The following is a 6,927-nucleotide window of genomic DNA, read 5'->3' as shown; positions in this document are numbered from 1 at the left end:
GCATGGAGGGTGAGGGCTCCCCAGCCGCAGCCGACGTCCAGCAGCCGCGTTCCGGGGGCAAGGCCCAGCTTCCGGCAGGTGAGCTCCAGCTTGGCGCGCTGGGCGTCCGCGAGAGCGTACTGCGGGTCCTCGCTCTCCCAGTAGCCGCAGGAATACGCCATCGAGGGGTCGAGCAGCAGCTCGTAGAAGCGGTGCGATACGTCGTAGTGGTGGCTGATGGCCGCGCGGTCCCTGGCGGTACTGTGCCGTGCCCCGCGCAACCGGGCGCGGCCCGCGGGCGCCTTCGGCGGCGGGCCGACGGCACCGAGCCGTGCCGCGGCCCCCACGGCGGACGCCAGCTGCGCCACACCGGGCCTCGTGGGGGAGAGCCGCTGCTCACGGGCGCCGGCCCACATGGTCCGCAGCCCGTCGGCGAGGTCGCCCTCGATGTCGATGTCACCGGTGATGTACGCCTCGGCAAGGCCGAGTTCGCCCGGCTGCCACAGCAGTCGGCGCAGCGCACGGCGGGAGCGGACGATCACGACCGGGGCCCCGGCCGGCCCGCATTCGCTGCCGTCCCAGGCGCGCAGCGCAAGCGGCACGGGGCCGCCGAGGACGTCGGCGAGAAGTCCGTTGAGGCGCTCGGCGGTAGTGGTCACTGCGCTGCTCCCTTTCCGGTCAGCTGGATCTGGTGCACGTCGAGGTAGCCGGAACGGAAGCCCGCCTCGGAGTAGGCGAGATAGAAGTCCCACATGCGGCGGAAGGTGGCGTCGAAGCCCAGGTCTCCCACCGCGTCGTCCCGCTGCGCGAACCGTTCGCGCCACAGCTTCAGCGTCTGCGCGTAGTGCGCGCCGAACCCCTCGCACGCGGTGACGCGCAGGCCGGTGTGGGTGCGCGCGGTCTCCTCGACGGCCCGCACGGAGGGCAGTTGTCCGCCGGGGAAGATGTACTTCTGCACCCAGGTGTAGGTGTTCCTGGCGGCGATCATGCGGTCGTGCGGCATGGTGATCGCCTGGAGCGCCACCGAGCCGCCGGGCGCGAGGAGGGTGTCCAGGGTGCGGAAGAAGGTGGGCCAGTACTCCGCGCCGACCGCCTCGATCATCTCGACGCTGGCGATCGCGTCGTACTGCCCCTGCACCCGGCGGTAGTCGCACAGCTCGATGCGGACCCGGTCCTCGTGTCCTGCGGCGCGCACGCGTTCCAGGGCCAGGTCGCGCTGTTCGGCGGAGAGGGTGACCGAGTGGACGTCCGCGCCGCGTGCGGCGGCGCGGATGGCCAGGGCGCCCCAGCCGGTGCCGATTTCGAGCAGCCGGGTGCCGGGTCCCACGCCGCACAGGTCGAGCATCCGGTCGATCTTGCGGTGCTGGGCCGTCTCCAGCTCGGACCAGGTCGCGGGCAGCTGCTCGAAGAGCGCCGCGGAGTAGCTCAGGGACGTGTCGAGGAACTGCGCGAACAGGTCGTTCGACAGGTCGTAGTGATGACGGATGTTGGCCTGCGCGCCGTCGGGGGTGTTGCGCTGCTCGGCCGGCTGCCGGGGTGCCCAGAGGGCGCGCAGCCGCTGGAGCGAGGGCGCGACCAGCGTGGCCGCGTGCTCGGCGAGCACCGCGAGTACCGCGACCAGGTCCTGCGCGTCCCATTCGTGCGCCATGTACGACTCGCCGAAGCCGACGAGGCCGTTCGTCCCGATGCGCCGCAGGAAGCTGTCGGGATCATGCACCTCCAGCAACGGACCGCCCTGGCCCAGGCGTTCGCCGCCGCCCATCGCGACCGTCAGCGGCAGTCCGTCCAGGGCGTGGCGCACGACGACCCGGGTCAGCGCGAGGCGCACCGCGGAGCAGCGCGGGACGGCCGCGACATCGGGCCACCGTTCGGCGTCCAGCGGGCCCCGCGGACGGGAAACGCCGGGTGAACCGGATACGGACGTACTCACTTCATGCCCTCCTGGGGACGGTGTCGGGGTCGGTGCTGTACGGGCAGGCCGCGCAGCCACAGGGCGATGCCGTGCCGCCGGATGGCCGCGGAGACGGCCACCGTGGACCAGGGGTGGCGGACGGCTGCCCGCAGCAGCACCCCGGCCGTCGCCCGGCGGCGCTCTCCGCGCACGGTCGCCGTGAACTTCCGCGCGCCGCCCAGCCGCAGGTGCAGGGTGATGCCGAGACGCTCGTCCGGCACGGGAAGCCGCATGCGGTACTCGCCCTCGACGGGGAAAAAGGGCGAGACGTAGAACTCCTTGGGCACGTCCGCGTTCTGTGCCGCGTCGGGGCCCAGCAGATAGCAGTGCCGCTCGCCGTAGGTGTTGTGCACCTCGGCGACGACACACCGCAGCTCTCCGTCGGGGCCGTGACACCAGTACAGGGAGAGCGGGTTGAAGACGTAGCCGAGGACCCGGGCGTGGGCGAGCATCAGCACGCGGCCGCCGTCGAGCGTGATTCCGTGGCTGGCGAGGTAGGCCTGGAGGCCCGCCTTGATGTCGGTGGTCCGGCCGCCGAAGTGGTCGCGTCCGTCGAACCGGGCGAGGGGACGCAGCGCGCGGGGCAGCCGGGGAGGCTCGTCCAGGTCGATCAGCCACAGGTAGGTGCGGTGGGCGAGCTTGTAGTGCCGCGGGCTGGTGCGGACGTGGGTGATGACGCTCGGGTAGAGCGCCGGTGCCGGGCCGGGGGAGGTGCTCACCAGCGCACCCCCATCGCCAGGGCCGCCTCGACCCCCGAGCGGCAGCCGTCCTCGTGGAATCCCCAGCCGTGATAGGCGCCCGCGAAGGCGGTGACAGGACCGTTCAGCGAGGGCAGCCGGCGCTGCGCCGCGAGCGACTCCGGGGTGTAGACGGGGTGTTCGTACGCCATCCGGGCGAGCACCCGCTCGGGGCTGACCAGACTTTCGCCGCCCAGGGTCACCACGTACCTCTCGGGGGCGTCGAGATGCTGGAGGCGGGTCATGTCGTAGCTGACCCGTACGTGGTCGGTCGTGGCCGCGCACGAAGGGAGGAGATAGTTCCACGAGGCGCGCGCGGCGCGGCTGCGGGGCAGGACCGAGGTGTCGGTGTGCAGCTGGGCGGGGTTGCTCGAGTAGCGGAAGGCGCCCAGGACCTCGCGTTCCGGTCCGGTCGGGTCCGCGAGCAGGCGCAGTGCCTGGTCCGGGTGGACCGCGACGACCACGGAGTCGTAGACGTCGGTCGTGCCGTCTTCGGCGGTGATTTCCACGCGGCCGTCACCGCGGCGCACGGACCGCACCGGCGTCGATATGTGCACGGCCTGGAGCTGCTTGCCGATGCGCTCCACGTACTCGCGTGAGCCGCCTTGCACGGTGCGCCAGGCGGGCGATCCGGACACGGCGAGCATCCCGTGGTGGTCCAGGAACCGGAACAGATAGCGGGCCGGATAGCGCAGGGCCGTGCCCGGCGGGCAGGACCACACCGCCGACACCAGGGGCACCGCGAAGTGCCGCACGAAGTACGCGGAGAACCGGTGCCGGGCGAGGAACGCGCCGAACGTCTCGGCGGTGTCCGTGCCGTCCGGGTCTTCCGCCACGGCCAGGAACTCCGCTGCCCTGCGGTGGAAGCGCGGTACCTCGGCGAGCATCCGCAGGTACGGGCCGCGCAGCGCGTTGCGCGGCTGCGCGAACAGGCCGCGCGGGCCGCGCGCGCCCGCGTATTCGAGGCCGCAGCCCTCGCACCGCACGGACATGCTCATCTCCGCCGGGCGCGAGCTGACGGCCAGTTCCCGGAACAGGCGGAGCAGGTTCGGATAGGTGCGGTCGTTGTGCACGATGAAGCCGGAGTCCACGCTGCGTGACCGGCCGTCCGATGCCGTGACGTCGTGGGTGTGGGCGTGACCCCCCAGGCGGCCGTCCGCCTCGTAGAGGGTCACGTCGTGTGCGGATCGCAGGATGTAGGCGGCGGTGAGCCCCGCCACCCCGGATCCCACCACCGCGGTACGCCGTCTCTGTTCTCTCATGCCGTCCCATCTCCTCGTCCGGACCCGCCGGACGTGCTCTGAAGATGATTCGGAGCGGCATGGACCATGGTTTGGTCAGGAGCGCCACGATCTCTGTTTCACCACGGCATGCCGGGGCTTTCTACCGTTCCATCCTAGTTTGTCTCACCACGGTGTGCCGGTGGGCGGAAACTGGTCGGCGATCACGGCGGGGAGCTCGGCGAGGCCCAGGAACCCGGCCACCGCCCCGGCGGTCAGCGCGTGCCACGCGGGGGCCCTTCGCAGCATGGCGTGATCGCTGCCGTCCATCAGCACGCTGGCCGCCTCCGCGCCCGCGGCACCGGCGCGGGCCGCGAAGGCGAGGGACGTCCTGGGGTCGGTCGTACGGTCCAGGTCGCCGTGCAGCAGCACCACGCGACGGCCGCGCAGCTGCTCCACGGGGTCCTCCGCGGGGCACCAGGGGGCCAGGCCGACCACCCCGCGCACCAGCGGATCCCCGGCGGCCCGCAGCGCGGCGCGGGCCCCCATCGAGTGCCCCACCAGGACGGTCGGCACGTCACCCGTGAGCTCTTCGAGCTCGCGCAGGGCCCGGCGGGCGTCCTGCGCCGCGTCCTGTCGCTCTCCGTTCCAGCCGCGATGGCGATAGCGCACCCGCCCGATCAGTACGTCGCCACCCGCCGTGGACCGGCGGATGGCGCTCTCGAAGAGCCGCAGCCGCGCACCCGGCAGATTCCACGGCGGAGGCGCCGCGGTCCCGTGCTCACGGCCGCCGTGCAGCATGAGCACGGCGGCGCGTGGCTTCTCGACCGGTCCTTGCGGCACGAGCGCGGCACGGTGGCCGTCGCGGAAGGGCACAGGGTCTCCTCGGCATGTCGGCGACCGGCCGTACGTGCCGGACGAGACTGATTCGGAGCCGCGCCGGTGGCGGATGGGTCGTACGACGCGGTTGCCTCCGCCACCGCCGCTCGTCGGCTCCGACCGGCCCGCCTAGGGGCGCGAGCCGACCTCGTCCAGGGTCTCACCGTCCTTCATGCGCGCCCGCACGGTCACATCGGGCTTCGCGGGAGCCTTGACGGCCAGTGATGTGTCCTTCCCGGACGCCTTGACGTCGCCCGTCACGTCGATCCCGGTGACCTCGCGGCTGCCCGCGGCCAGGAGGTAGTGCTGCCCGGAGCCCGCCGTCCAGGGGGTGCTGGCCACGATGTGCTGGCCGAACCGGCTGCAGGAAGCGGTCGACCGCGCCTGCCCGACGAGCTTCGCCGGTGCGGTGGCCGACTCCTTGGACGTACGGAACTGCACGAGGATGTCGCCGGGACCGCGCCAGGTGAAGGCCCGGGTGCAGGACCACACCGCGTCGCCGCCCCGCTCGGGCAGGTCCTGCTCGGCGAAGTCCCACTGGTTGACGGCCCGAACCCCGCTGTGCCGCATCTCGGGGAGCCGGCACGCGGTGCGGGCCCAGCTCAGCAGCGCCGCCGTACTGGTGGCTTCGCGGGGCTGCCGGGGCGGTGCTCCGGTGCCGGGCAGGGGCGTATAGCTGAGATGGACGGGAGTGAGGCCGCCCAGGTCGGCGACGAGGAAGGCGTGCTTCTCCACGATCTTGCTGGAGGAGCGCAGTTGCAGCACCGGCAGGCTGTCGCACGATCCCTTGTCCGGCAGTTCGGGGACGGGATCCGTGACGCCCTCGTCCGACACGTCCAGCGGACGGCCGGGGGAGTTGGGGGTCAGCAGGTCGCGCGTCTGCGCCTCGGCGATCCAGGGAGCGGTGAGATAGCGGACCTTGCCCGCCTTGCGGCTGACGACGAGGGACGCGGCCGTGGTCACGTCGGCCTCGTCGCTGCGGGTGATGTCCAGGGACGCGGGGTCCAGGGGGGAGGGCGGTTCGCCGTAGCGGACGACGCGCCGGCCGTCGTGGAACAGTACGACCGCCTCCCCGCCGACATCGCCCGCGTACAGCAACTGGGTGTTGCCGGGCGGCGGTTCGGCGCTGGTGGCCTTGGCGACGCTGACCCGGGTGCCGGACGGTGGCTTGGTCCAGGTGGCGAGCGCGCGCGTGACGAGACCGGTGTCCCCGACGCGTGAGCCTCGTGCCGGCCACGCCGTGAAGTCCACGCGCGAGGTGTCGGCCCAGCTGTCACGCGGGGTGTGGACCAACTGGGCGGCGTCGATCGCGGGCTGCACGTCGATGGTCCGGGTCGGATCGTCCCCCGGTCCGCCGAGGGTGGCGAGCAATACCGCACAACACAGGGCGGTGATGCCCGCGGTGAACCAGGCGAGCCGGAACCGGCGTCTGCGGCGCAGCAGATCGGTCGGGCGGGTCTGCACGGAACAGGCGTCGAACTCCCGCGAACGCAACAGCGTTTGTGTCGCCCCGCCCGCGATCGCCTCCAGTCCGCTGGCGGCGATCAGCGCCTGTTCGGGGTCCGGCACATCGGCGGCGGTGAGCAACTCGATGACCTCGGAGCGGGACAGGCCCTCCACCTTGAGCAGCACGAACGCCGCTCGGGCGGAGGCGGAAACCTCCGAGAGCGCCTGCCCGAGGGCGATCTCCTCGACGCCGCCCGCGCGGGGGAAGAGCCGCAGCCCCCAGACCACGGGAAGCATGGGGCGCAGTACGCGGGGAGGCGGAAGAAAGCCCGGCCATCCGCGCGGTCGGCGTTCGTGGGCGAGCGCCGAGTGCAGCACGCTCGCTCGTGTACTGGCCAACGCGGGGGTCGGGGCGCCTTTTCGCTGCCCCGGCACCCGCAGGCCCGGTCGCGCTATGCGGAAGCCGGGCAGGGCGCGCTGGACCAGCGCGTGCGCGACGAGAACGCGCCGGTGCCTGCTGAGGGTGTGGGGGAGCGTGAGATAGGCGAGGAGTACGAGCCGGGTGTACTGGTCGACGATGACGGCTTCGGCCTGGTCACGGGCCACCCGCCCGGACACTCTCGTGGAGCGCCGTTGCGATGTGCTCATCGATCAAGAGCCTTCCAAAGGCTGACGACGTTGCGTCCTGACCACGTTCAAACGAGTGAATCTTGGG

The 6,927-nt window shown here is 72.3% G+C and carries 6 protein-coding genes; all 6 read right to left on the bottom strand.

Annotated features, from left to right (window positions below; all coding sequences use genetic code 11):
* On the bottom strand, positions 1 to 638 hold a 638-nt coding region (locus tag ACQKIP_RS12210), incomplete at its 3' end, for a class I SAM-dependent methyltransferase (protein ID WP_427742929.1).
* Positions 635 to 1,909 (bottom strand): cyclopropane-fatty-acyl-phospholipid synthase family protein, encoded by a 1,275-nt coding sequence (locus tag ACQKIP_RS12205; protein WP_365854818.1) that lies wholly within the window; start codon positions 1,907 to 1,909, stop codon positions 635 to 637. The genes ACQKIP_RS12205 and ACQKIP_RS12210, both read right to left, overlap by 4 nt.
* Entirely contained in the window at positions 1,906 to 2,649 is a 744-nt protein-coding gene (locus ACQKIP_RS12200) for a DUF1365 domain-containing protein (protein WP_427742927.1), read from the bottom strand. The genes ACQKIP_RS12205 and ACQKIP_RS12200 overlap by 4 nt, the downstream gene beginning before the upstream one ends.
* Entirely contained in the window at positions 2,646 to 3,929 is a 1,284-nt protein-coding gene (locus ACQKIP_RS12195; RefSeq protein WP_365854816.1) for an NAD(P)/FAD-dependent oxidoreductase, read from the bottom strand. Before ACQKIP_RS12195 ends, ACQKIP_RS12200 begins: the two co-directional genes overlap by 4 nt.
* A gap of 144 nt (positions 3,930 to 4,073) precedes the next feature.
* On the bottom strand, positions 4,074 to 4,763 hold the full coding sequence (locus ACQKIP_RS12190; protein WP_365854813.1) for an alpha/beta fold hydrolase: 690 nt from the start codon (positions 4,761 to 4,763) through the stop codon (positions 4,074 to 4,076).
* Positions 4,764 to 4,895: 132 nt separating this feature from the next.
* Positions 4,896 to 6,860: a hypothetical protein gene (locus ACQKIP_RS12185; protein ID WP_365854811.1), complete on the bottom strand. Its 1,965-nt coding sequence runs from the start codon at positions 6,858 to 6,860 to the stop codon at positions 4,896 to 4,898.
* Positions 6,861 to 6,927: the final 67 nt, after the last annotated feature.

The organism is Streptomyces sp. NPDC059900 (assembly GCF_050270335.1).
GTDB lineage: Bacteria > Actinomycetota > Actinomycetes > Streptomycetales > Streptomycetaceae > Streptomyces.
The sequence above is the reverse complement of the archived record's forward strand: the minus strand, read 5'-3'. Positions and strand labels throughout refer to the sequence as shown.